This window comes from Actinospineispora spinosispora DSM 44797, assembly GCF_000429025.1.
Lineage (GTDB): Bacteria > Actinomycetota > Actinomycetes > Mycobacteriales > Pseudonocardiaceae > Pseudonocardia > Pseudonocardia spinosispora.
This window is the reverse complement of record NZ_AUBB01000017.1, coordinates 103500-126596: the sequence shown is the minus strand read 5'-3', so window position 1 is coordinate 126596 and position 23097 is coordinate 103500. Positions and strand designations below refer to the sequence as shown.

Below are 23097 nucleotides of genomic sequence, written 5' to 3'. Positions count from 1 at the left end.
ATCACTCCAGGCTGTCCCGGAGCCGCAGCGACTTCTCACGATCCCTGGATGCCTGGTGGAGCAGATCGGCCAGCCCGGGCTCGGATCTGGTGTTGATTCGGACCAGGTCGGTTGCGGACGTGACGGCCGACGAGGCCTGGAACGCCGCGGTCCGCGCATCCCCCGTCAGGTTCGGGTTGCCCTCGAGCGCGAGCCGGACACACAGCGCCATGACCTCGACGCCCAGGCGGGCGAGGGCGCACGGGACCTCGGTGGCGCTCTTCATCGCCTCGCTGACGAGTCCCGTCCTCGCGGGTCTCCCCGCTGGGGCGGCCCGAGCGCGGAGCACCTCGGCGTAGGCGGCCGAGTCCGCGTCCGCCAGGGCGATCGCCTGGTGACGTAACCCGTCGGCCTGCTCCGCCAGGTCGGCGAACCCGGACCCGGAGTAGCGCGCGACCATGGCGGCGAGCGCCGCCGCCATGGCCAGCGACACGCCGATCGCGGCACCGGCGGACGGCGCGGGCCGTCGCGCCGCCAGTGCGTCGAGGAACTCCGCGACGGTGAGATCCGCGAAGCTCCGGGCCTTGTCGTCCACGTCAGGACAGCCCGACGATCTCGCCGTCGTCGTCCAGGTCGATGTGGTGGGCGGCGGGGTCGGTGCCCAGCCCGGGCATCGTCCGCATGTCCCCGCAGATCGGGTAGATGAACCCGGCACCCACCGACGCGCGGACCTCCCGGACCGGCAGGCGCCACCCCGTCGGCGCGCCCAGCAGGTGCGAGTCCGAGGAGATCGACAGGTGCGTCTTGGCGATGCACACCGGTAGCGATCCGAACCCGTTGCGTTCGTAGCTGTCCAGCTGCCGGCCGGCGGTCAGGTCGTAGTCGACGCCGTCCGCGCCGTACACCTTGGTCGCGACGGTCTCGATCTTCTCCCGCAGCGACGCTTCGTCCGGGTACAGGAAGTGGAAGTCGGACGGCTCCTCGGCCGCCTCGGCCACGGCCTCGGCGAGCGCGGTCGCTCCGGCTCCCCCGTCCGCGAAGTGGGTGCAGACGGCTGATCGCGCGCCCATCGATGCGGCGATCTCGGCGATGGCGGCGTGCTCGGAAGGGTGATCGCCGGGGAAAGCGTTGATCGCGACGACCGGTGAGACCCCGTGCAGGCGGATGTTCTCGATCTGTTTACGCAGGTTGGCCCCGCCCGCGTGCACCTCGTCCGGGTTCTCGGCGAACAGTGCCTCGGGCAACGGGCGGCCCGCCACGATCCGGTGGTTCCCGGAGTGTGCCTTGAGCGCGCGGACGGTCGCCACGATCACCGCGGCGTCCGGGGTCAGGCCCGAGGCCCGACATTTGATGTTGAAGAACCTCTCGGCGCCCATGTCCGCGCCGAAGCCCGCTTCGGTGATGAGGAACTCGCCGCCGTGGATGCCGATCAGGTCGGCGACGACCGAGGAGTTGCCGTGTGCGATGTTGCCGAACGGTCCGGCATGCACGAGAACCGGAGTATTCTCCAGCGTCTGCATCAGGTTGGGTTTGAGTGCCTCTCGCATGATGACCGCCATGGCGCCCGCGCCGCCGATGTCCTGCGCGGTCACCGGTGCGCCGTCGCCGGTGTAGCCGACCACGATCCGGCCGAGCCGTTCCCGCATCTCAGGTACGGACCTGGCCAGCGCGAAGATCGCCATGACCTCGGAGGCCGCCGTGATGTCGAAACCGGTCTGGCGGGGCGTTCCGTCGACCCGGGTGCCCAGGCCGACGATGACGTTGCGCAGGACCCGGTCGTTGACGTCGAGCACCCGTCGCCAGGTGATGCGGTGCTGGTCGAGACCCAGTGCGTTGCCCTGGTGCAGGTGGTTGTCCAACAACGCCGACAACAGGTTGTGCGCGGCGGTCACGGCGTGGAAGTCACCGGTGAGGTGCAGGTTGAGGATCTCCATCGGGACGACCTGGCTGTAGCCGCCGCCCGCGGCGCCGCCCTTGATGCCGAACGTCGGTCCCATCGAGGGCTGCCGGATCGCCACGGTGGCGCTGCGCCCGATGTGAGCCATGGCCTGTCCCAGCCCCACGGTCGTGGTGGTCTTGCCCTCGCCGAGAGGCGTCGGCGTGATCGCCGAGACCACCACGTAGCGTGCCTTCGGCCGATCGGCCAGCTCGTCGATCGCCTCCAGACGGACCTTCAGAACGTCACGGCCGTACGGTTCGAGCAGGTGCCCGCCGAGGCCCATGCCTTCGGCCACGTCTCCGATCGGCTTCAGTCGCGCGCGACGGGCGATGGCGAGGTCACTCGGGAAAGCCATGGGATCTCCTTTGATCGGCCGGCCCGTCCATCGTGGGGGATCTCGGTCGCTCGCGTCGAGCGCGTACGCGGCGTGCCTGTCGAACCCTGTCGATCCGCGGGAAATCGAGATCAGCTACCGTGCGAACGATGCAACTGGGTCAGTTGGGGCATCTGGGGTACTTCACCCACGTCGCCAGCGATGTCCGGCCCTCCGCCGCCTATCGCCAGACCATCGAGCTCGCGGTCGCCGCCGAAACCCTCGGTTTCAGCTCGTTCTGGATCGCCCAGCACCACGGCAACGCCTCCGCCGGCTGGTCGCCGTCGCCGCTGGTCCTGCTCGCCGCGGTCGCCGAGCACACGTCCACGATCGGCCTCGGTACTGCGGTCATCGCGGCTCCGCTGGAGGACTCCCGCCGCCTGGCCGAGGACGCCGCGACGCTCGACGTGCTGAGCGAGGGCAGACTGCAGCTCGGGGTCGGCGCGGGTTCCGACGACGTCGCGTCGGACGTGTTCGGCCACGACTTCCGGGCCCGGCACGCCGAGTGTCTCGACGTCGTCGACCAGCTGCACGGACTGTTGTCGGGCGACGACCTGGTCCCCCCAGCGCCGGGACTGCACCAGCGCATGTGGTGGGCGACCGGCACACCGGCCGCCGTGGACGCGGCCGCTGCCCGGGGAATCGGGCTGATCTCCGGTCGTCCGGCCGACGCCGCCGGCTCGACCGTGGTCGACGACCTGACCCGCTACTGGACGCGCGCGGTCGAGGAGCCGAGGGTCGTGCTGTCCCGGTTCGCCGCCTGGGACACGCCCGCCAAGGAACTGGTTCACCGCTGGACGAACGATCCGGCGATGCCGTGGGCCAGCGGACTGATCGTGCAGGCGCAGCCGACCGACTGCCGCATCGACCGCCACCTGGAGCTCATGCGCATGCTGGCGGACGACGTGGCGCCCGCGCTGGATCTGGCGATGGCGTCCCGCCGCCATCGCAGCGATCTGGCCTCGGTCTGAGCCGTACAGCCGCGCCCGGACGCCTCTCAGGCGTCTTCGCAGAGCGTCATGTCGCGTCGCAGACGCTGCAGTGTCTGCGACGCAACGCGAAGCTCTGCGAGGTGGTGCGCAGGCGGACGGTAGTCGACGAGCGGGGAGGTTGCGAACATCCTCACGTTCGGTATCGGATGGGGCGCGCGTGCGTTGAACTCCAGTTGTGACGGACCGTCTTCCAGACCGGACCTGGCTGATCGCGCTGGCCGCGGCGTTGTGGGGCACCGATGGGTTGCTCCGAAAGCCGTTGAGCGGTCAGCTGTCGGCGTCGACCGTGGTGTTCTGGGAGCACCTGATCGCCGTGCTGGTGCTGCTGCCGTGGCTCCCGTCGGCGCTGCGGGCGTTCCGGGAGGCCTCGTGGCGGCAGCGCGGTGCTCTCCTCGCGATCGGGGCCGGGGCGTCCGCCGTCGCCACGGCGATGTTCACCGAGGCGATGAAGCTGGGGGACCCGATCACGCCGCTGGTGCTGCAGAAGCTGCAGCCGGTCGTCGCGCTCGTCGCGGCCACGCTGCTGCTCGGGGAGCGGTTGCGGCCGGGGTACTGGACGTTCGCCGTGCCCGCGCTCGCCGGCGCGTGGTTGATGGCGTTCGCCGACCCGCTCGACGTGCACCTGCGGGCGGTCGTGGCGGCGTTGCTCGCGATCGGGGCCGCCGTCCTGTGGGCGATCGGCACGGTCCTTGGCCGGCTGGTCAGCATCGACATGCGCAGCCAGGACGTCATGGTGTTGCGGTTCGCGATCGGGCTGCCGGCCTCCGCGGTCGTCCTGGGCTGGCAGGGTTCGCCGGTGGGCATCACCCTGGACCAGCTCTGGCCGCTCATCGGGCTGGCGCTGATCCCGGGCCTGCTGAGCCTGGCGCTGTACTACGTCGGACTGCGCTCGACCGCGGCGGCGCGCGCGACGGTCGCCGAGCTCGCGTTCCCGGCGACCGCGGCGGTGATCGGTGTCCTGGCACTCGGAGGGACGCTGTCGGCGACCCAGTGGCTCGGGTTGGTGGTCATCGCGGGCTCGGTGACGGCGCTCGGCCTGCGGGAGCGGTCCTCGAGCCCGGTCGTCGCGGCGCCGCCGGTTCCCGAGCGGGCCTGAGCCGCTCAGACCGGGCGGACCGAGCCGACCCGCACACCGCCGCCCAGCACCGGATGTTCCCGCAGGTCATCGAGTACCTCGTGGTCGAGACCGAGGGTCTGCAACGTGCCGGCCATGACCGCCATCCTCGCGCGCGCCGCGCCGTCCTCGATCTTCACCGCCACTCCCCTGCCGTCGGGGAGCCCGACGGCGAGGACCCCTTCGGCGCCTGCCTTGCAGAACAGGCCCGGGATCGAGCGGATCAGCCGCGCTTCGTCGCGGCGGGTGCCGCTGGCGTACTGGGGATGGGTGCGGAACGCATCCGCGATCAGACCTTCGTGGCTGCCCTGGGGCGCCGCGGCGAACCGCCCGAACGCCCTGGCCAGCCCGGCGAGACTGATCGAGAGGAGCGGGGCGCCGCAACCGTCGACCGCGACCGAGGTGACCTGCTCCCCCGCCGAGTCCTCCAGGGCGGTCCGGATCATCCGCTGCAGCGGATGATCTGGCGACAGGTACGTCTCGGTGGGCCAGCCCTCCCCGACGCACGTGGCCAGCATCGCGGCGTGCTTGCCGGAGCAGTTCATCGTCAGTGGCGCCGGCCCGTTGCCGGCGCGGACCCAGGCGTCCCGGGACGCGTCGTCGAGGGGGTAGCCCGGTGTGGTCTTGAGGGCGGACTCGTCGAGCCCCGCATCCGCGAGGATCGTGCGGACACCGGTCAGGTGGAAGTCCTGACCGGAGTGTGATGCCGCGGCGAGGGCGAGCAGCTCCTCGCGCAGTGACAGCCCGGACCGCAGCATGCCGAGGGCCTGCATCGGCTTGTTCGCCGACCGGGGGAACATCGGCCGTTCGACCACTCCCCTGGACGACTCGATCGAGCCGTCCGGTCCGGTCACGACGACCGAACCGTGATGGTGGCCTTCCACGAACCCGTTCCGGACCACTTCCGCGACAACAATGGGTGCACTCACACCTCCACACTAGGAACCCGGCCCGGACCGGGTGCGCGGAGGCCGCGGCGATCATGGTCAGGGGCTGGTGCGGACCAGCTGGAACTCGTAGGCGCCCTCGATGAAGTACGTGCGGGAGTACGCAAGCAGCTGGTGGGTCGCGTCGTAGTGCAGCTGGTCGAGCAGGATGAACAGGCGGTGCCTGCTGGCCGAGGGGCCCCACGCGATGTGCGCCGACTCCACCGCGTGCACCCGCGCCAGTCCCAGTGCCGGATGGACGCCGAGGTCGTTCTCGAAGTAGGCGAAGACCGATCCGTCCGGTTTGTCGGGTTCGACCGGGTCGGGCAGCAGACTGCGGGGCACGAGGTCGTAGGAGTAGGCCACCACCTGGCCGTCGGCGGTGATCCGCCGCCGCAGTTCCAACACCTCGGTGTCCGGTGGGACCGCCATCCGTTCCGCCTCGTCCGGCAGGACGTGTCGCAGGGTGCGCCTCGCATACTCGTGACCGGGGATCTTGCCGCTCGCCCTGATCGAGTCGCTGATCGACCCCAGCCGTTCGAGCCCGTCGAGCACGGCGGGGCGCGGCCGGACGAACGTGCCGACCCCGTGCTGGGTGCGCACCAGCCCGAGCACGTCGAGCTCTTTCACCGCGCTGCGCACCGTGGCGCGCGAGACCCCGAAGCGCCGACACAGGTCGGCTTCGGTCGGAAGCTTCTCGCCAGGGCCGTGCACACCGGAGCGGATCTCTGCCTTCAGCGCCCTGGCGATGTCGTCGGCGAGCGGCCGCCGTGTGGGGGTCGCCATACATCCATCTTGACGTGCGCGAGGTTGTCCGACAACCTTTCGGGTGAAACGGGACACTCTGGCGGGTGAGAGGCTCCTGAGCACGGGAGCGGGAGGCAGACGCGAATGCGCACGATCGACTGGATTCCGGCGCCGGACGGGCCTGGGCACATTCAGCTGATCGACCAGACACGGCTGCCGGACACGCTGGCCGTTCTGGACGTTCACGAGGTCGACGAGCTCATCGACGCGATCACTCGGCTCGCGGTTCGTGGGGCGCCAGCGCTGGGTGTGGCCGGTGCGATGGGTGTGGTCTTAGCGGTCCAGACGCAGCCTCTCGACCAGGCACGACAGGCGATCACCCGGTTGCGGGCGGCCCGGCCGACAGCGGTCAATCTCGCGTTCGGAGTCGACACGGCGCTGGCCGCGTTCGACCGCGCGGGTGCGCCGGGGGCACTCGACGCGGCGCTCGCCGTGCGTGACCAGGACATCGCCGCGTGCCGCGCGATGGCGCGGCGGGGCAGCGATCTACTGACCGAGCTGGTCCCCGGCCGGGAACGGCTGACCGTTCTCACCATCTGCAACACCGGTGCCCTCGCCGCCGTCGAGCACGGCACGGCACTGGGAGTCGTCGAACAACTACACCTCGAAGGACGCCTCGAACGCGCCGTCGCGTGCGAGACACGGCCACTGTTGCAGGGCGCGAGGCTGACCGCGTGGGAGCTGGCGCGGATGGGTGCCAGCTACGACGTCATCGTCGACTCGGCGGCCGCGATCACCCTCGCCAGAGGGGGTGTGGACGCGGTGCTGGTGGGCGCCGACCGGATCGCCGCCAACGGCGACACTGCCAACAAGATCGGCACGTTCGCGGTGGCCCTCGCCGCGGCGCACGCGCGCGTGCCGTTCCTGGTGGTCGCGCCCGAGACCACGGTCGACGGGGACACCGCCACCGGGGCGGACATCGAGATCGAGGACCGGGGCAGCGACGAGGTCTGCACCTTCCGGGGTCTGCGGGTCGCGCCGGCTGGCGCCACCGCACTGAACCCGGCCTTCGACGTGACGCCCGCCGAGCTGATCACCGCGATCGTCACCGACGCACGTGTCATCGACCTTTCCACCGGCCAAGTGCCCGGGATCGAACAGGAGACATCATGAAATCCACGACGCAGCGTGGCGTCCGGATGATCGGCGCACTCGTCCTCGCCTCCGCGATGGCGACACTGACGGTGGCCTGCTCGCAGAACCCGAGCGGTGGGGGCGGTGGCCAGCCGGGTGGACAGGCCGCTGGAGCACCGTGCGAGCGCACCGTGCGCAACGACTTCGCCCTGCCGGCCGAGAAGCCCGCCGGGCTGAAGGACGGGTTCCGGGTCGCGCTGGTACGTCAGTCCGGCGTCGGGGACTACTTCGAGCAGTGGGGCCGGGGCGCCACCGCGCAGATCGAGGCGGCCGGCGGCAAGGTCGACGTGTTCGACGCCCGAGGTGACAACGCCAAGCAGGTCTCCCAGTTCACGGACGCGATCACCGCGAAACCGTCGGTGATCATCGTGGACCACGGGCTGGCCGACTCGGTCAACCCGAAGATCGACGAGGCGATCGGCAAGGGCATCCCGGTGGTCGTGTACGACGTCGCCATCGCCAACTGCAAGGCCATGTACATCTCGCAGGACGACGCATCGATCGCGACGAAGATCCTCGACTACCTCAAGCAGGACAACCCGGCAGGCGGCAAGGTCGCGTACGTGAACGTGTCCGGTATCGCGCCGCTCGACTCCCGCGATGCGGTCTACCAACAGTTCCTCAAGAGCAACCCCGGCTTCACCCAGGTCGCGCACTTCGGTAAGTACACCGAGTCGGTCGCGTCGGACACCGCGACGGAGGGCGCCGCCGCGCTGAAGGCCGCGCCGGGCACGACCGTCGCGTTCGCCGCGTACGACGAGCTGGCCAAGGGCACGCTCATCGCACTGCGCCAGAACAACCTGTCGGACAAGGTCAAGGTGTACGGCGTGGACATCTCCACCGCGGACATCCAGCTGATGACCGAGCAGGGCAGCCCGTGGCGCGCGACCGCGGCCACCGACCCGGCCAACGTGGGTGCGATCGTCGGCCGCGCCGCGGTCGCCGCGGGTTCGGGTGTCGCCATGCCGGAGAAGCTGACCATCCCGGCGGCGCTCGTCCCCCAGGACATGCTGCGGGAGAAGAACGTGACGAACATGGACGACCTGCGCCGTGCCCTGCCCGAGCTGAACACCCCGGACATCCTCGGTTCAGCGTGGATGCCCCGGATCCAGCCGGGGGCCTAGGCACATGGCTGGGACCGCCGGCGCGGGCTCGGACAGCGCGTTCGAGGTCCGAGGCGTCTCGAAGAGCTTCGGGCCGAACCGGGTCCTGCGCGGCGTCAGCTTCGCGGTGCCGAAGGGCTCGGTGTACGGGCTGATGGGCGCGAACGGGGCCGGCAAGTCCACGCTGATCAAGATTCTGTCCGGCGCCGAGGCCCCGGATGGCGGCGAGATCGTCGTGGGCGGCCGCCCGGTCGCTTTCCCCGACCCGACGAGCGCGCACCGGCTCGGTGTCGGCAGCGTTCACCAGAACCCGAACGACGGCGTCATCCTGGACATGACGGTCGCGGAGAACCTCGCGCTGGACACCCTGACCGAGCGGGGTTCGCCGGTCGGGTTCAGCCGGGGCCGCACCGAACGGCATGCGCTCACGGTCGCCGACACACTCGGGATGCGGTTGACCAGGCAGACCCTCCGGTCGCCGGTGCGCAGGCTCGGGGTGTCCGAGCGACAGCTGCTGGTGCTGGCCAGGGCCCTGGCCCGGCGGCCGGAGATCCTGATCCTGGACGAACCGACGTCGGCGCTGTCGGCCGAGGAGACCAACCGGCTGTTCGATCTGGTCCGGTCGCTCGTCGACGAGGGCATGACGGTGCTGTTCGTGACTCACAAGCTCGCCGAGTTCGACCGGCTCAGCAACCATGTGGGTGTGCTGCGCGACGGCGCGATGACCGGCGAGTTCGACCGTGACGAGACCGGCACCTTCGACTGGCCGTCGGCGCTGCAGGCACTGTTCGACCGGCAGCCGGCCGAGTCGACACGCGCCGCGCTGCCCGGCGGGGCCACCGCCATGACGTTGCGGGACGTGCAGGTCTTCCCGGATTCGGAGCCGTTCTCGCTCGAGCTGCACTCCGGCCAGGTGACCGTGCTGCTCGGGCTGCTCGGCAGCGGCAAGACCGAACTGCTGGAATGGATCTTCGGGGCGCGGCCGGTGGTGGCGGGCAGCCGTGAGCTGGACGGGAAGCCGTTCGGCCCTCGGTATCCGGGCGAGGCGGTCGACCGGGGTGTGTACCTGCTGCCCGAGTCACGGCACGAGCAGGCGATCGTGCCGGGCTGGCCGCTGTACTCGCAGATGACGTTGCCGTTCGTCGGGCGGTTCTCCTCGGCAACCGTCATGCGGACCGCCGCGGAGCGTCGTGCGTCCCAGTCGATGATGGACGACCTGGGTGTGGTCGCCAGGGACGCGGACAGCCCGATCCAGACCCTGTCCGGCGGTAACCAGCAGAAGGTCATGATCGGGCGGTGGTTGTTGGGCTCCCCCAGGGTGCTGCTGCTCGACGAACCGTTCCGAGGCGTGGACATCAACGCCCGCCACGACATCGGGGCCACAGTGCGCGAGCTGACCACGTCGGCGGCGGTCCTCGTCGCCACGTCCGACCTGGACGAGGCGCTCGAGGTCGGTGACCGCATCGTCGTGTTCAGCCACGGCAGGGTCGCGGCCGACCTGCAGCTGTCCGAGGCATCACGGCCCCGGCTGATCGAGGCGATGAGCGCGCGACCGTCGGCGTTGCTCGCCGAGACGACCGGGACCTGAGAAGGGTGGAGTCATGACAACGGCCTCGGTCGGCGATCAGACCGGATTCTCGGTCACCGAGTTCTTCGTACGGTACGGCGTCGTGCTCGTCGGAGTGCTCGTCGCCGTGGTGTTCTCACTGGTCATCCCCGGTTTCGCGAGCGCGGACAACGTGGTGTCCATCCTGCAGACCCAGGCGGTGGCTGCTGTTGCCGCGCTGGGGATGACACTCACCGCCGTGGTGGGTGACCTCGACCTGTCGGTGGGCGCCGTCGCGGGTCTGTCCGTCACCGTCGCCGCCGTGGTGATGATCCGGATGGCGTTGACCGGGCCCAGCGCGATCGTCGCGTGTCTGCTCGCCGGTGCCGTCGTGGGCTGCGTCAACGCCGCGCTCATCGTGCTGCTCAACGTGCCGCCCCTGCTGGCCACGCTGGGCACGATGTTCACCGTGCAGGGCCTCAAACGTTGGCTGGTCGACGGGCAGACCCTGATCACCGGGATGTCCCTGCCCGACGGCACGAAGGTCACCGGGCGGTTCACCTCTGACTTCGCCGCGATCGACAGCGCACAGGTTCTCGGGATTCCGCTGTCGGTGTACCTGTTCCTGCTGATCGCGGTGCTGGTCTGGGTGTTCCTGGAGAAGACCAGGTTCGGCCGGGTGTTCTACGCCGTCGGCGGGAACGTCGAGGCCGCGCGGCTGGCCGGTGCCCGGGTGCGTCGCTACCAGTTCGCCGCGTACGCGATCTCCGGGGTGCTCGCGGCGATCGCCGGCATGATCCTCGCCTCGCGCCTGCGCCAGGGTGATGTGACAGCCGGTGACTCGGCGCTGCTGGACGCCGTGGCGATGACCCTTGTCGGGTACGCGGTGCTCGGGGCGAAGAAGCCGAACGCGCTGGGCACGGTCGTCGGCGCGATCTTCATCGGGCTGATCCTGCAGGGGCTGACGCAGCTCGGGCTGCCGTACTTCACCCAGGACCTGATCAAGGGTCTCGTGCTGATCTTCGCGCTGCTCATGTCGTTCTCGCTACGTCGCAAGCGCCGCGCGGCGACGGTGTGACGGGAGGTCATCGATCATGGGCGGCACATCGTTGACGGTTGACGAGGTACCGGGCTACCTGGCCGGGCGCGCGGCACTGCGAGGACTGGTGGACCCCGCGACGCTGACCGTCGCCGAGGTCGGCGACGGCAACCTGAACCTGGTCTTCGTGTGCGCCGACGCCGAGGGGCGTGGCCTCGTGCTCAAACAGGCGCTGCCCTACGTGCGTCTGGTCGGTCCCGAGTGGCCGATGACCGAGGAGCGTGCGACCCGGGAGGCGGCGGCGATCACGGCGCACTGCGCGCTGTCGGACTCGGTGTGCCGGCTGATCGACTTCGATCAGGAGCGCTACGTCATGGCACTGGAGGACCTTTCGGACCACCAGGTGCTGCGGACCAGGTTGAACGCCGGCGGACCGCATGCGGGAGTGTCCGAGCTGATCGGACGGTACGTCGCCGATGTGGCGTTCGGGACGTCGTGGCTTGCTCTCGGTGAGGAGGAGTTCCGGCGACGCGCGGGTGCGGCGATCAACCCCGAGCTGTGCCTCATCACCGAGGACCTGATCTTCACCGAGCCGTATCTCGGCGCGGACCGCAACTCGGTCCGCCCGTGCGTGGCCCCACTGGTGTCGCGTTTGCAGGCCGACCAGGCCTGGGTCGACGCGGCGATGGGGATGAAACACCGGTTCCTCACCGTTGCTGAGGCGTTGCTGCACGGTGACCTGCATTCCGGCAGCGTGTTCGTGCGCGGCGACGGCGATCAGCTGTCGGTGAAGGCGTTCGACTCGGAGTTCGCCTTCTACGGTCCGATCGGGTTCGATCTCGGGCTGTGGTGGGCCAACCTGATGTTCGCCGGGATCCGTGCCGCCGCGCTCGGTGAGCGGTCACGTGCCGAGAGCCTCTTCGAGGCCGTCGGGTCGAGCTGGTTCAGCTTCCGCGCCCGGATGCGCGAGCTGTGGCCCACCAGGCAGGCACCCGGCAAGTACCCGGACGCCTATCTGACGGCGTGGCTCCGGCTGATCCGGCAGGACGGGTTGGGGTTCGCCGGCTGCGAGGCTGCTCGGCGCACGATCGGTCTGGCCAAGGTCAGTGACCTGGAGACCCTCGACGACCCCGAGTACCGGGTCGCCGCCACTGCGATGCTGACGTTGAGCAGGACCTTGCTCGTGGACCGGGCGGTGCTCACCTTCGACGACCTGACCCGTGCCTGTAGCGGTCTCTCGGTCTCGCCCCGGGACTAGCCACAGGGCGTGGCTCGCGCACTGACGTCACCCATGATGCGGTTGGGTCGCACGGTCGAAGCGCACGCTCCATTCCCGCAGGTAGGTGATCATCTCCGGTGGTCCGAGGACCTGGAACTCCACGCCGAGCGAGCCGAGAGCCATCGCCGGCCACTCCAGCGAGTCGGCACCCATCTCGAGCCGGCAGGAGCTCTGGTCGACGGCCGTCACCGTGCTCCACCGCCCGATCTGCTGCCTGACCACGTCCTCCGGTGCGCTCACGACCGCGCTGACCGTGTATCCGACCGCGGCATTGCCGAGCCCGGCACGGACGAACGCGACGGGGTCTTCCGCGGGGAGCTCACGCGGCCGGAACCGGGCTCCGGTCCGGTGCGGTCCGGAGAGCCGGTCCAGGCGGAAGCTGCGCCAGTCGTGCCGGGTCAGGTCGTAGGCGACGAGATACCAGCGCCGCCCGAGGCGGACCAGCCTCAACGGCTCGACCTGGCGTTCGGTCCGCTGACCCGAGGCCGCCGTGTAGCCGAACTCCAGCCGCTCGGTGTCGCGGCAGGCCTGGGCCACGGTCACCAGTGCCTCCGAGTCGACCTCCGGGCCCGATCCGCTCCAGACCGGGGAGAGCGTCACCGCACGCACCGCCTCGACCCTGGCCCGAAGACGGGCCGGCATGACCTGGACGACCTTGGCCAGTGCACGGACCGAGGACTCCGCGATACCGGTCACCGCGCCGTGCGCGGAGGTCTGCAGTGCCACCGCGAGCGCGACGGCCTCCTCGTCGTCGAGTACGAGAGGTGGCAGCGCCGCGCCCGGCGCGAGCTGGTAGCCGCCGTCGACTCCCCGGCTGGCCTCGACGGGGTAGCCCAGCTCGCGCAGCCGGTCGATGTCGCGGCGCAGGGTGCGGATCGACACCTCCAGCCGCTGCGCGAGCTCCTCCCCCGGCCAGTAACGGTGGGTCTGCAGGAGCGACAGCAACCGTAGGGTCCGTGAGCTCGTGTTCGCCATGAATCTCATTCTTCCTCGAATTCAGGACAGAAACTGGCACTTATGGCCTCTAACGTTGGTCTCACCCACGACGGAAGGAATCCCCGATGACCACCACCGACGCGAAGACCACCCTCACCGGCGAGCGTGCCGACCTGCTGCAGACCCTCGCCACGCACCGGTTCTTCCTGCGCAACACGGCCCGCGACCTCACCGACGAGCAGGCGGGCCTGAGCCCCACGGTCAGCTCGCTGTGCATCGGCGGCCTCATCAAGCACGTCGCTGAAGGTGAGGGCCACTGGGTCAACTTCATCCTCGAGGGTCCGTCGGCCATGGCCAGCGGCGGAAAGGACTGGGCGGACTGGGACGAAGCCGACTACGCCGCGTACAATGACAAGTTCAACATGCAGCCCGGTGAGACCCTGGAGGGTGTGCTGGCGGAGTACGACGAGGTCGCCCGCCGCACCGAGGAGATCGTCGCGGCGCTCCCCGACCTCGACGCGAGCCAGCCGCTGCCCGAGGCCCCCTGGTTCGAGCCCGGCGCTCACTGGTCAGCCCGGCGCTCGCTGCTGCACATCATCGCCGAGACCGCCCAGCACGCCGGCCACGCGGACATCATCCGTGAGGCGATCGACGGGGCGAAGACGATGGGCTGATGCGGCCCGCGTCGCGGACACTTCGGTGTCCGCGACGCCGTGCGTCAGCGGGCGGCCAGCTCCACGACGCGGGCCGAGGCGCGCACGGTCAGCGCCCACAGCTCGGGCACCGTGTGCAGCGCCAGGCCGACGACCGCGACGGTCAGGGACACGAGGATGAACCCTTCCACCGGCCCGCCGGTCCTGAACCTCAGCGGTCTGGGCAACCGGACCGGGTACCAGGTCCGGCGCCTGATCGGGACAGGGGCGAGCAGCGGAGCCCCAGAGGAGGTCAGCGCATCACCGCAACTGTGGACGAGCATGCCTACCGCGATCGCGGTCCCGAGCCACGGGGTGTGCAGGTCGGCGCCCGGCGCGGTCTGGTGCCACGGCACGGTACCGGTGATCGCCCAGGTCGCCCCCGCCGCGATGACGAGACTCGGCGGTCCGGGGACCAGCGCGTCCAGACCCTTGATCGCCAGCGCGACACCGATGAACAGCAGCAGCCACAAGGCCGGGGTGCCCCACCGTGCCACGGCCGCGTTGGCACCGACACCGAGACCGGCGGCGAACACCGCGGTATGGGTCAGGCCCCGGTGGGTTCCCCGTCCGCTGTCCCGTGAGGTCGCCGTCATGCGGAACACCACGGCGGACAGCGGACGGATCAGGTAGCAGGCGAGGACCGAGGCCCAGGAGAACCGGCGGGTCGCGGTCGAGGAGGGGTGGTCGAGGTCGGGCAGGAGCGCATACCCGGCCGCGACGGCCGCGAAGACGAATGCGTCACGCGGCGAGGCGACCCCGACGCTCGGCGCCGCGACCGTGGTGATCAGCAGTCCGGCCGCCGCCCCGCTGACGGCGTGGCTGACGCCCATCATCGCCGGGGGCTCCCGGCTCGACACGTCCGTTCAGTGATCAACAGCGGCAACCCATGGACCGAATTTTAGGGCGCGGGACGCACGCCGGTTCGGCTCACGCGCCGCCGTGGGCGGTTTTGCTCAGAGGCGTCCGACGACACGGGTCGGCGACACGCGGACAGTGGTGATCGCGGTGTCCCGGGTGCGCCCGACCGCCTCGGGATTGTGGTCGGCGTAGGCCTTCCCGGTGTACTTGATCGCCAGCGCGTCGCGCAGCTCTGTCGCCCCTTCGTCGGACAGCGTGGCGGTCCCTCGGATCGCCGCGTACGTGTAGGGCTCCTCCGGAGGGCTCACCAGGACACTGACGTCCGGACTGCGCCGCAGGTTGCGTTCCTTACGGCTGCCGACGGCGACGACGAACAGCACATCGTCGCCGTCCCTGGTCACCCACACCACCGACTGGTGCGGTCCGCCGTCGGGGTGCACGGTCGCCACCGTGGCGAACACCGGCCGGTCCAGAAGGCGTCGAAGCCTGCTCATCGACACACCCGGTGCCGCCGACGCCAGCCGGGACAACAACACCGTCGTCTCGCCGTACAGACGACGTGCCGCGTCGGCGTCGAACGCCGGACCCCGCACGTCCAGAGCCTCGCCAAGAACCACAGCGCTCAATCCGGCCGCCGGTGGGTGGTCCAGTACCTCCAGCATCGGGGCCAGTGCTTCCTCGATCGGTCTGGCGGTGTCCTTCAGGTGGTCGATGACCAGCTGCGTCTGTTCGTCGTACTCGCCGGAGAAGCTCGTGCTGACCGTACCGGGATGCAACAGCACGTAGCGGACCTTCGCCGACGCCTCGTTCTGGACGAAGCCGAGACCGAGCAGGTCGTTGAGAGGCCCGCCACGCATGAGTGCGTCCATGCCCCGATAGTCACGCTCGCACTGCAGGTCGTCCCACGCGACGTCACTCGTTCCGCTGCCCGGGCCGCTGACGTTCAGGATGACCGGCCGCTCGGCCGCGTCGAGCAGGTCGACCAAGCCGTAGCCGAGCACGAACCGGCTGAGGTAGAACAGGGCGAAGTTGTCCTCGAAACCCTCGGCGGTCACGGCCCTGGTCGACCGGTAATGGCGGGCACACAGGATCAGCGCGTCCACCGTCGACAACACGCGACGCACCTCGTCGATCACTCTTCTGTTCTCACTGACCAGGCTGAGGTCGGCGCGCACGAAGTGGGCGCGGTCCGCTGCACCCATGGCGGCGGCGGCCTCGAGGACGGCCGCTCCCTTCTCGCCGTCGCGGCCGACGATCACCACCTCGTCGCCCCTGCCCAGATAGGTCAGGGCCAGCGCCCTCCCCATGCCGTCGGTCCCACCCGTGATGACCAGGCTTCTCACGTCGACCTCATTCTCTCGTCGCAACGACTATGTCGTATCAACGACAGACTAAGGTGCGCGGACCGGTCCGGACAAGCGATTCAGCGTCGTGCGACGCGGCCCCGGTGGTGCAACCGGCCGGGCACGTGACTTCAGCTGGCGGCCAACGGGCGAGGCCCTCGGAAGTAGGCTCGGCTGGTGGCACTCCGAACAGCGTTCACCGACCTGCTGTCGATCGATCACCCGATCGCCTCGGCCCCGATGGGCGGGTCGGCGGGTGGCGAACTGGCGGCTGCTGTGTCCAACGGGGGCGGACTGGGCCTGGTCGGCGGAGGCCGAGGCGAGCGTGCGTGGCTGGAACGCGAACTGGCGATCGTGACCGCGCGAACGTCTCGCCCCTGGGGTGTCGGGTTCCTGGCGTGGGCGGTGGAGGTGTCGACCGTCGAATGGGTACTCGACCAGGGCCCGGCGGCTGTCATGCTGTCGTTCGGTGACCCGGGTCCGTTCGCCGCCCGCGTTCACGCCGCCGGCATCCCGCTGATCATCCAGGTCACCGACCTCGACGAGGCGCGTCGCGCCGTGGACCTGGGCGCGGACCTGCTCGTCGCGCAGGGCGCCGAGTCGGGTGGGCACGGCGGCCGACGGTCCACGTTGACCCTCGTGCCCGCTGTCGTCGATCTGGTGGCACCTGTGCCCGTGCTCGCGGCGGGCGGTATCGCGGACGGCCGCGGCGTGGCCGCCGCACTGGTTCTCGGTGCGGTGGGCGCGCTGCTGGGGACCCGGTTCCAGGCCAGCCACGAAGCATTGGTCGACGCCGAGATCGTGAAGGCCATCGTCGGCGGCCTCGGCGCCGACACCGAACGCAGCCGGGTGCTCGACGTCGCTCGAGACTCGGGTTGGCCTGCCCGCTACACGGCACGCGTGGTGACCAACTCGTTCCTCGACACGTGGCGTGGACGCGAACAGGAACTCGAGCGGGACGTCGACACCAGGCGGGCCTATCGCGAGGCCGCCGCCAGAGGTGATCTCGCTGTCGTCTCGGTGTGGGCGAGCGAGGCGATCGATCTGATCACCGAGGTCGCTTCGGCCACCGAGCTCGTGCGGCTGATCGCCGAGGAGACCGAGAGGGCCTTCACCTGCGCGACCTAGCGCGCCCGGTGCAACCGCGCGGCCTAGCGCAGGCCGTGGCGATCCAGCCACCGGGAGATCGCGCCGGCGATCTCCTCCGGCCTGTCCTCCGGTGCGTGATGGCCCGACTGTCCGCAGGCCTCCGTCTCCAGGCAGGCGATGTTCGCCGCGCACCAGGCGGCGAGCTCTCGCCGCACGAGCAGGGTCGGCGAACCCTCGAACGTCAGGAGCAGCTTCGGGACCCTCGCGCTGTCGGTCAGCCATCTGTCGTAGGCCTCGATGCGACGGACGAGGTCGGCCGGTTCGCCGTCGAAGGGCATCTGCCGGGCCCACGCCAGGATCGGGCGACGGCTCTCCCTGGTCGGGTACGGCGCCAGGTAAGGCAGCAGGTCCTCCTCGCTCAGCGGGGTCAGGACCCCACCGGTGAAAGCCTGCCGGACGAACAGGTTCTCGTCGAGGACGAGCTGCTCGCCGAGGCCCGGGGTCCGGAATCGCTCGACGCGTTCGCGGGCGGGCGCCGGGAGCTCGTCCCTGGTCATCGGCTTGATGATGGACTCGAAGAAGACGACGCCCCGCACTCGGTCGGGATGGCGCGCGGCCCAGTCGAACGCGAGCGCTCCGCCCCAGTCGTGTCCGACCAGCACCACGCGGTCGAGTGCCGCGGCGTCGAACCAGGCATCCAGGTACCGGGCGTGATCGGTGAACAGGTACGGGATGTCGGGTTTCCCGGAACGGCCCATGCCGATCAGATCGGGAGCAAGCAGCCTGGCGGCGCTGAGGCCGGGGAACACCTTGCGCCACAGGTGGGAGGACCCGGGGTTGCCGTGCAGGAACACCACCGGGGCGCCTGTCCCGGACTCCTCATGGTGGACGAACGAGTCGAGAACACCGATGTCCGGCATGCGTAGGCCTTTCGGCTAGTGCTCGGGGTCGAGCGGAGTGTCGAGCAGTGCTGTCAGGTCGCGGACGAGCGCGGCGACCCGGTGGTCGTCCAGCCCGCCCAGCGGGGTCAGCAGCTGGTCCATGAGCCGGCGCACCGTGACGATGGCCGGTCGAACGGTCTCCCGGCCCCGGTCGGACAGTGTGAGGCGGACGGCACGCGAGTCGTGGGGGTCCCGTGCCCGGTGCAGCAGGCCGTCGGCTTCGAGCGCGCGCACGAGTTTGGAGATGTAGAGCGCTTCGAGCCCGGTGTGATCGGCCAGCTCGCGCTGGCTGGGGCTCGGACCGGCACTCTGCCGGTCGAGCACCGACGCGAGCACGACGTACTGGGCGTGCGTCAGGCCGAGCGGAGCGAGCGCGCGATCGACCGCGACCCTCCACTTCATCGACAGCCGCCAGACCAGATGGCCGGGAGTGGGTCCTTCGCGCATGCGAATAATGTACATGGCGACTGTAGCCATGGCTACTATTCCATTTCCGCGCCTCGACCCGGCGGCGGCTGGCCTCCTAGGTCGACACCGGCTCCGGCCTGCGGAAGAGCCGGACCGACGCGAGCCGACCGGTGCCGTCCTCGGGTGGCAGCTCGTCCAGGCGTCGGGCGATCTGCTCGTCCACCGAGAGGTACTTGCGCCCCGCGCGCAGGTCGGCGTCGTTGCGCAGCCGCACCAACAGCGGGAAGGTGCTCAGCGCACCCGCGTCGAACAACCCGGTCGTGTAGACGAGCTGCACGCCGAGCGCGTGTGCGACACCGAACTGCAGCTCCAGCAGATAGCCGGCCGACGCCCGGCCGATCGGGTTGTCCAGGAACAGGACACCGGCATGCGGCCTGCGGCCCTCGCCGCGTTGGTTGGCCCGCAGCGCCGCCATCGTGCAGTAGAGGACGATCGCGGCGGTGAGCTGCTGCCCGCCGGAGAACACGTCGCGAATCTCCGAGACCCGGAGCCGCTCGGTCCGCAGCACCGCGTCCGGCTTCAGCATCTCGACCCGGACGCCCCTCGGCATCGCGGCGCGCACACCGCGCAGCAGCAGCGACATCCCGTCGCGCTGCTCCTTGCCGCCGCTGAGGTAGCCCTCGGCCGTGCGGTCGACGACCTCGCCGAGGCGCTCGGCGAGCACCGTGTCGTCGTCGATCTCCTCGAACCGGAAGCGCAGGAACTGCTGGCCGGACCAGTCGGACAGCCCGTCCGGCAGCTGCGAAAGGCGCTGTGCCAGCCGCAGCGTGCGCAGCGACTCGCCGACCATGCCTTGCAGCCGGGTCACGATGCCGGTCCGATGCCTGCCGATGTTCGCCAGATCGTCCTCGAGCGAGCGCAGCCGGGGGCGAAGCGCCCTGAGCCAGTCGGCGGCCAACGGCGGCATCTCGGCCCTGGACACACCGAGGATGTGCCGGCGCACCGGGCTGGACACGGTCCCGAACCGGGCCTCCTGGGCGTGATGGGCGACGGCGTCGGCCGATTTGCGGACCTCGTTGTCGACGCCGTCCCGGGCACTGATCGCGTTCTGCAGGCCACCCCGTGCGGCGATCCAGCTGGCCGAGGCCGCATTGACATCGCCGGAGAACGCCTCGGTGTCCTCGTGTCCGGTATCCGGCACCAGATCGTCCAGCCCGTCGACCAACCTGCCGAAACCATCCGCCGATACCTGGACGGCTCGCTGCTGGGAGGCCGCCGCGACCCGCCGGTTCTCCTCGGTGGACGCCGCCGCCTCGGCGGCCCGACGGTCCTGCTCCACCCGCTCGACCAGGCCGGCGCCGTGCTCGATGTCGGTCGGCTCGCCGTACGGTGCCAGCGAGATGCGCTGCGGCCGGTACTCGTCCCTGGTCCGTCGGGCCAACGCCAGCTCGGTGTGCGCGGACTGCAGCCGCGCCTCCACCTCGCGCAACGTACGCGTGGCCTGGTCGGCCGCCGCCCGCCGAGAGGAGGCGTCGGACCCGTCCGGGCTGCGCAGCAGCTCGTGCGCGGCCCGCCGGACCCGATCGGGAAGCGGGTCGACCGCGGCGCGGGCGGACTCGGCCTCACGTTCCGCCGCGGCCAGACCCGCCCGGAGGTCCGCGTCGACCTCGGCGGCGGCGTAGGCGGCCTCCGCCCTGCGGTACTCGGTCCGCAGCACGCTGAGCGGCTGGGCCGGGGCGTCCCGCGTCGTCGAGGACTCGACCGCGTCGGTCGGGAGCTCGGCGAGGTCGTCGCGCGCTGTGGCCGCCACCGAGGCGCCACGATCCTGTGCTCGTACGTACTCCTGGCTGTCCCGGTGAGCCTGGGCGGCCGCTTTCCGGGCCTCGGCCGCCTGCGCGTCCGCCGCCGCGGCCGCCGCGGTGCCCTGGATGACCGCCTCCGAGAGTTCAGGACGCCGCAGGACCTCGGTGCGCAGGCTCGCGAGCCGAGTCGACCGCGCACGGGCGGCTGCCTCCGATGCGCGCAGACGGGGCAGGGCGGCGTCGAGCTGGTCGGCTCGTGTGTCGAGGTCGGCGACGGCGGCGAGCGCCCGCTCGACCACCGAGGTCCGGGCCCGCGCTGCTTCGGCGGCCCGGATGCCGGCCTCGGCCAGTTCGGTGAGCGCAGCGGGCGGATACGCCTCGCGCCAGCGGCGCAGTCGTTCGGTCAGAGTGCGATCGGTGTCCCAGGCCCCGTCGAGGGTTGCCAGCCGGTCGCGCCTGCGACGGGTCTCCTCGGTGAGTTCGGTGCGTACCCGCTCGGCCGCGGCATCGTCGAACATCGCGGGGTTGGGAGGGACCACGAAATCGATACCGGAGCCCACGGCCGGGTCAGCGCCGTCGGGGCGGATCGATTCGAGAGAACCGACAGCCACCAGGGCACAGGGCAACAGCCGCGCCTCGGCCAGAGCGTCCCGAGCTCTGACCCCGTCCGCGGCGTCGCTGAGGAGGACACCGGCCACCAGGTGCGGCACTCGCGCGATCGTGGCGCTCCGCTGGTCCTCGGTGAGGCTCGCCAGATGACGCCACCCGGACCGTGCGCTGATCCCCGCCCGCTCCAGGACCGCGAGGGACTGCTCCACCTCGGTCGGCTCCGGGAGCAGGCCCCCGGAACCGAGGGCGCGCAGCGCCCGCACGTCGCGAAGCTGTGCATCCCGCAGCCGGGTGCGCTCGTCGTCGAGTGCGGCGAGCGATGCGGCGAGCCGTTCGAGCAGCGCCTCCGCGTCCTGGTCGACCGTGATCGACTCGACCCCGAGCAGCTCACCCAGCCGTGGTTCGGACGCGAGGTTCGCGTGCTGGGCCCGAGCGTCCTCGTCGCGGTCGCGCGCCGTTCGCGCCTCGGCCACGGCGTCGGCCGCCTCGGCCCGAGCCTCGGTGAGACGAGCGTCGGCCTCGCGGCGCTCACCGCGCAGTGCGGCCAGCTCCTTCAGCGTCTCCTCGACCGAAGCCGCCGCCTCGCGCTCCTCCCGGGCGGCCACCTCGGCCGTCTCCTCGACGTCGTCCTCGGCTCGCAGCGCGCCGTCCGAGACCGCGGCGGTGACCAGGTCTCGGATTCTGCCCAGTTCGGCGTGCGCCTGGTCGACGGCGCTGCGATGCTCGGCGGCCTCGGTGGTCCAGCGCAGCTCCTGTGCGCGAGCGGTCTCGGCGAGCTCGGCGGCCGACCTCGCCTGCTCGGCGGCGGAACGGGCGGCCTCAAGAGCCTCGTCGACCACCGCGCGCAGCGCTGAGGCCAGTGCGGTCGCCGCGGCCTGGCGGGCGTCGAGTGCGGGCCGCGCACGCTCCTGTTCGGTGGTGACCACCCGACGCAGGCGCGCGGCTTCCGCCGAGGCGAGCTGATCCCGCAGGACGGCCTCGACGGCATGCCAGGCCTCGACGAGCTCGGAAGCCTCGTCCTTGCGTTCCTGGAGGGTGTCCCTGGTCGCTTCAGCCGCGCGACACGTGAGATCCGCGACCTGACGACGTAACTCGGTCGACACCTCGTTCAGGCGGCGTTGTTCCGAGCCGGCCCGCTGTGCGGCCTCGGTCGCGTCGCGCAGCGCCGCTCCCGCGATCTCGACCCGCCCGACCTCCGCCCGATGCCGGGCCGCGATCGACGCGGCGAGCAGCCGAGCCCGGTTCCTGGCGGACGTCTCGGCCGACCGGGACGCCTGCGCCCGGTGCTCCGCGTCGACCAGTGGGCCCAACCGTTCGAGTGTTCCCTCGACGAACTCGCGTTCCAGCTCCAGCTCGGCGCGCTGGGCGATCTTCGCCGCATAGCCGGCGACGACCTCCGCCAGGCCCTGAGGTTCCTCCTGGTCGACGACCGCGCGCAGCAGGAAGTCGACGAACGCCTCGTCGCTGGGGAAGGAGAACGCCTCGGCGGCCTCACCCTCGCCCGCGTTCATCGCGCGCTGGTAGCGGAACAGCTCGGGGTCGAGGCCCAGCTCGACGAGGTGCTGGGACCACTCGCGGTGCACCGTGCGCCAGATCAACGCCAGTCCCGGGTCGGACTGGTGAGCCTGGTCGAGCCGCTCCCGGAACCCGGCCAGGGTGACCCGTCGGTTGTTCACCGCGACCGGCAGGTCGTCGAGTGAGAAGCCGTCGGTGGGACGGAACGAGTACCAGCAGTCGATCAGCTTTGCCGGGTCGCTGGACACGACGTGCCCGCGCCACTCGGACACCTTGCCGGTCACGACGCGCTCGCCGGTGACCGTGTGCATCCACTCCAGCACCACGTGCGCCACGTCGTCGGCGAGGACGAACTTCTCCAGCACCCGGGTGTTGGTCGTGCCGACGACCTGGCGTCGACCCGGAAGCAGTACCGAGAACACGAGCTTGAGCAGGACCGACTTGCCGCCCCCGTTCTCCAGGAACAGCACCGACGCCGGTGACGGCCTGCGCGGCACGCGATCGAGGTCGTCGTCGGCGAACAGGTCCTGTTGCGGAGCGACCTTCACCGACGGCCCGATACCCCGGAAGTCCAGACAGACGTCCTGGTAGCGGGCACCGGGCGGACCGACCGAGAACAACCGGACGCGCGACAGCTCGTACATGTGTGTCTCCCCCTGCCTGCGGCCGG

General features: G+C 70.7%; 19 protein-coding genes. 9 read left to right on the top strand and 10 right to left on the bottom strand.

All coding sequences use genetic code 11. The features are described from left to right. Window position 1: 1 nt before the first annotated feature. Together G406_RS45000 and G406_RS0106695 are read right to left on the bottom strand one after the other, a co-directional pair. Window positions 2–574 (bottom strand): cyclodeaminase/cyclohydrolase family protein, encoded by a 573-nt coding sequence (locus G406_RS45000; protein ID WP_051341731.1) that lies wholly within the window; start codon window positions 572–574, stop codon window positions 2–4. Between the two features lies 1 nt (window position 575). Then, entirely contained in the window at window positions 576–2273 is a 1698-nt protein-coding gene (locus tag G406_RS0106695) for a formate--tetrahydrofolate ligase (RefSeq protein ID WP_028933251.1), read from the bottom strand. A 128-nt stretch (window positions 2274–2401) separates the two neighbouring features. Here G406_RS0106695 and G406_RS53690 point away from each other — a divergent pair, with 128 nt between their 5' ends. Beyond that, window positions 2402–3262, top strand: a complete 861-nt coding sequence (locus G406_RS53690; protein ID WP_084215823.1) for an LLM class flavin-dependent oxidoreductase — start codon at window positions 2402–2404, stop codon at window positions 3260–3262. Between the two features lie 196 nt (window positions 3263–3458). Continuing rightward, entirely contained in the window at window positions 3459–4379 is a 921-nt protein-coding gene (locus G406_RS0106685; protein WP_028933250.1) for a DMT family transporter, read from the top strand. A 5-nt stretch (window positions 4380–4384) separates the two neighbouring features. Here G406_RS0106685 and G406_RS0106680 read toward each other — a convergent pair whose 3' ends face one another. Both G406_RS0106680 and G406_RS0106675 read right to left on the bottom strand, forming a co-directional pair. Then, the gene (locus tag G406_RS0106680; RefSeq protein WP_028933249.1) at window positions 4385–5326 is read right to left on the bottom strand and encodes an asparaginase; all 942 of its coding nucleotides are present in this window, start codon (window positions 5324–5326) and stop codon (window positions 4385–4387) included. 57 nt (window positions 5327–5383) lie between these two features. Then, window positions 5384–6109 (bottom strand): GntR family transcriptional regulator, encoded by a 726-nt coding sequence (locus G406_RS0106675; RefSeq protein ID WP_051341730.1) that lies wholly within the window; start codon window positions 6107–6109, stop codon window positions 5384–5386. 105 nt (window positions 6110–6214) lie between these two features. On the opposite strand from G406_RS0106675, the gene mtnA reads away from it, so the two are divergent. The 5 genes from mtnA to mtnK are packed head-to-tail and all read left to right on the top strand — an operon-like array spanning window position 6215 to window position 12210. After that, the gene (gene mtnA / locus G406_RS0106670; RefSeq protein WP_028933247.1) at window positions 6215–7243 is read left to right on the top strand and encodes an S-methyl-5-thioribose-1-phosphate isomerase; all 1029 of its coding nucleotides are present in this window, start codon (window positions 6215–6217) and stop codon (window positions 7241–7243) included. Beyond that, window positions 7240–8388, top strand: a complete 1149-nt coding sequence (locus G406_RS0106665; RefSeq protein ID WP_037075430.1) for a sugar ABC transporter substrate-binding protein — start codon at window positions 7240–7242, stop codon at window positions 8386–8388. The genes mtnA and G406_RS0106665 overlap by 4 nt, the downstream gene beginning before the upstream one ends. A 4-nt stretch (window positions 8389–8392) precedes the next feature. Continuing rightward, window positions 8393–9955 (top strand): sugar ABC transporter ATP-binding protein, encoded by a 1563-nt coding sequence (locus G406_RS44990; protein WP_051341729.1) that lies wholly within the window; start codon window positions 8393–8395, stop codon window positions 9953–9955. Between the two features lie 13 nt (window positions 9956–9968). Continuing rightward, window positions 9969–10991, top strand: coding sequence for an ABC transporter permease (locus G406_RS0106655; RefSeq protein ID WP_028933245.1), 1023 nt, complete (start codon window positions 9969–9971; stop codon window positions 10989–10991). Window positions 10992–11007: 16 nt separating this feature from the next. Continuing rightward, a complete protein-coding gene (mtnK, locus tag G406_RS0106650; protein WP_028933244.1) occupies window positions 11008–12210 on the top strand; it encodes an S-methyl-5-thioribose kinase in 1203 nt (400 codons plus the stop codon). A gap of 27 nt (window positions 12211–12237) precedes the next feature. Here the strand turns inward: mtnK and G406_RS0106645 are convergent, their stop codons facing one another. After that, entirely contained in the window at window positions 12238–13206 is a 969-nt protein-coding gene (locus tag G406_RS0106645; protein ID WP_028933243.1) for a helix-turn-helix transcriptional regulator, read from the bottom strand. Window positions 13207–13292: 86 nt separating this feature from the next. Here G406_RS0106645 and G406_RS0106640 point away from each other — a divergent pair, with 86 nt between their 5' ends. Beyond that, window positions 13293–13841: a DinB family protein gene (locus G406_RS0106640; RefSeq protein WP_028933242.1), complete on the top strand. Its 549-nt coding sequence runs from the start codon at window positions 13293–13295 to the stop codon at window positions 13839–13841. Between the two features lie 44 nt (window positions 13842–13885). On the opposite strand, the gene G406_RS44985 is transcribed toward G406_RS0106640, so the two are convergent. Together G406_RS44985 and G406_RS0106630 are read right to left on the bottom strand one after the other, a co-directional pair. Beyond that, window positions 13886–14719, bottom strand: coding sequence for a metal-dependent hydrolase (locus tag G406_RS44985; protein ID WP_084215822.1), 834 nt, complete (start codon window positions 14717–14719; stop codon window positions 13886–13888). Window positions 14720–14815: 96 nt separating this feature from the next. Beyond that, window positions 14816–16063 carry a TIGR03618 family F420-dependent PPOX class oxidoreductase gene (locus G406_RS0106630; RefSeq protein WP_028933241.1) on the bottom strand — a complete coding sequence of 416 codons (1248 nt, stop codon included), beginning with the start codon at window positions 16061–16063 and terminating at the stop codon, window positions 14816–14818. 177 nt (window positions 16064–16240) lie between these two features. Here G406_RS0106630 and G406_RS0106625 point away from each other — a divergent pair, with 177 nt between their 5' ends. After that, a complete protein-coding gene (locus G406_RS0106625) occupies window positions 16241–17191 on the top strand; it encodes an NAD(P)H-dependent flavin oxidoreductase (protein ID WP_028933240.1) in 951 nt (316 codons plus the stop codon). 23 nt (window positions 17192–17214) lie between these two features. Here the strand turns inward: G406_RS0106625 and G406_RS0106620 are convergent, their stop codons facing one another. The 3 genes from G406_RS0106620 to G406_RS0106610 form a co-directional block, all read right to left on the bottom strand. After that, window positions 17215–18072, bottom strand: coding sequence for a haloalkane dehalogenase (locus tag G406_RS0106620; RefSeq protein ID WP_028933239.1), 858 nt, complete (start codon window positions 18070–18072; stop codon window positions 17215–17217). Between the two features lie 15 nt (window positions 18073–18087). Further along, window positions 18088–18540 carry a MarR family winged helix-turn-helix transcriptional regulator gene (locus G406_RS0106615; RefSeq protein WP_211241053.1) on the bottom strand — a complete coding sequence of 151 codons (453 nt, stop codon included), beginning with the start codon at window positions 18538–18540 and terminating at the stop codon, window positions 18088–18090. A gap of 76 nt (window positions 18541–18616) precedes the next feature. After that, window positions 18617–23071, bottom strand: coding sequence for a coiled-coil domain-containing protein (locus G406_RS0106610; protein WP_028933237.1), 4455 nt, complete (start codon window positions 23069–23071; stop codon window positions 18617–18619). Window positions 23072–23097: the final 26 nt, after the last annotated feature.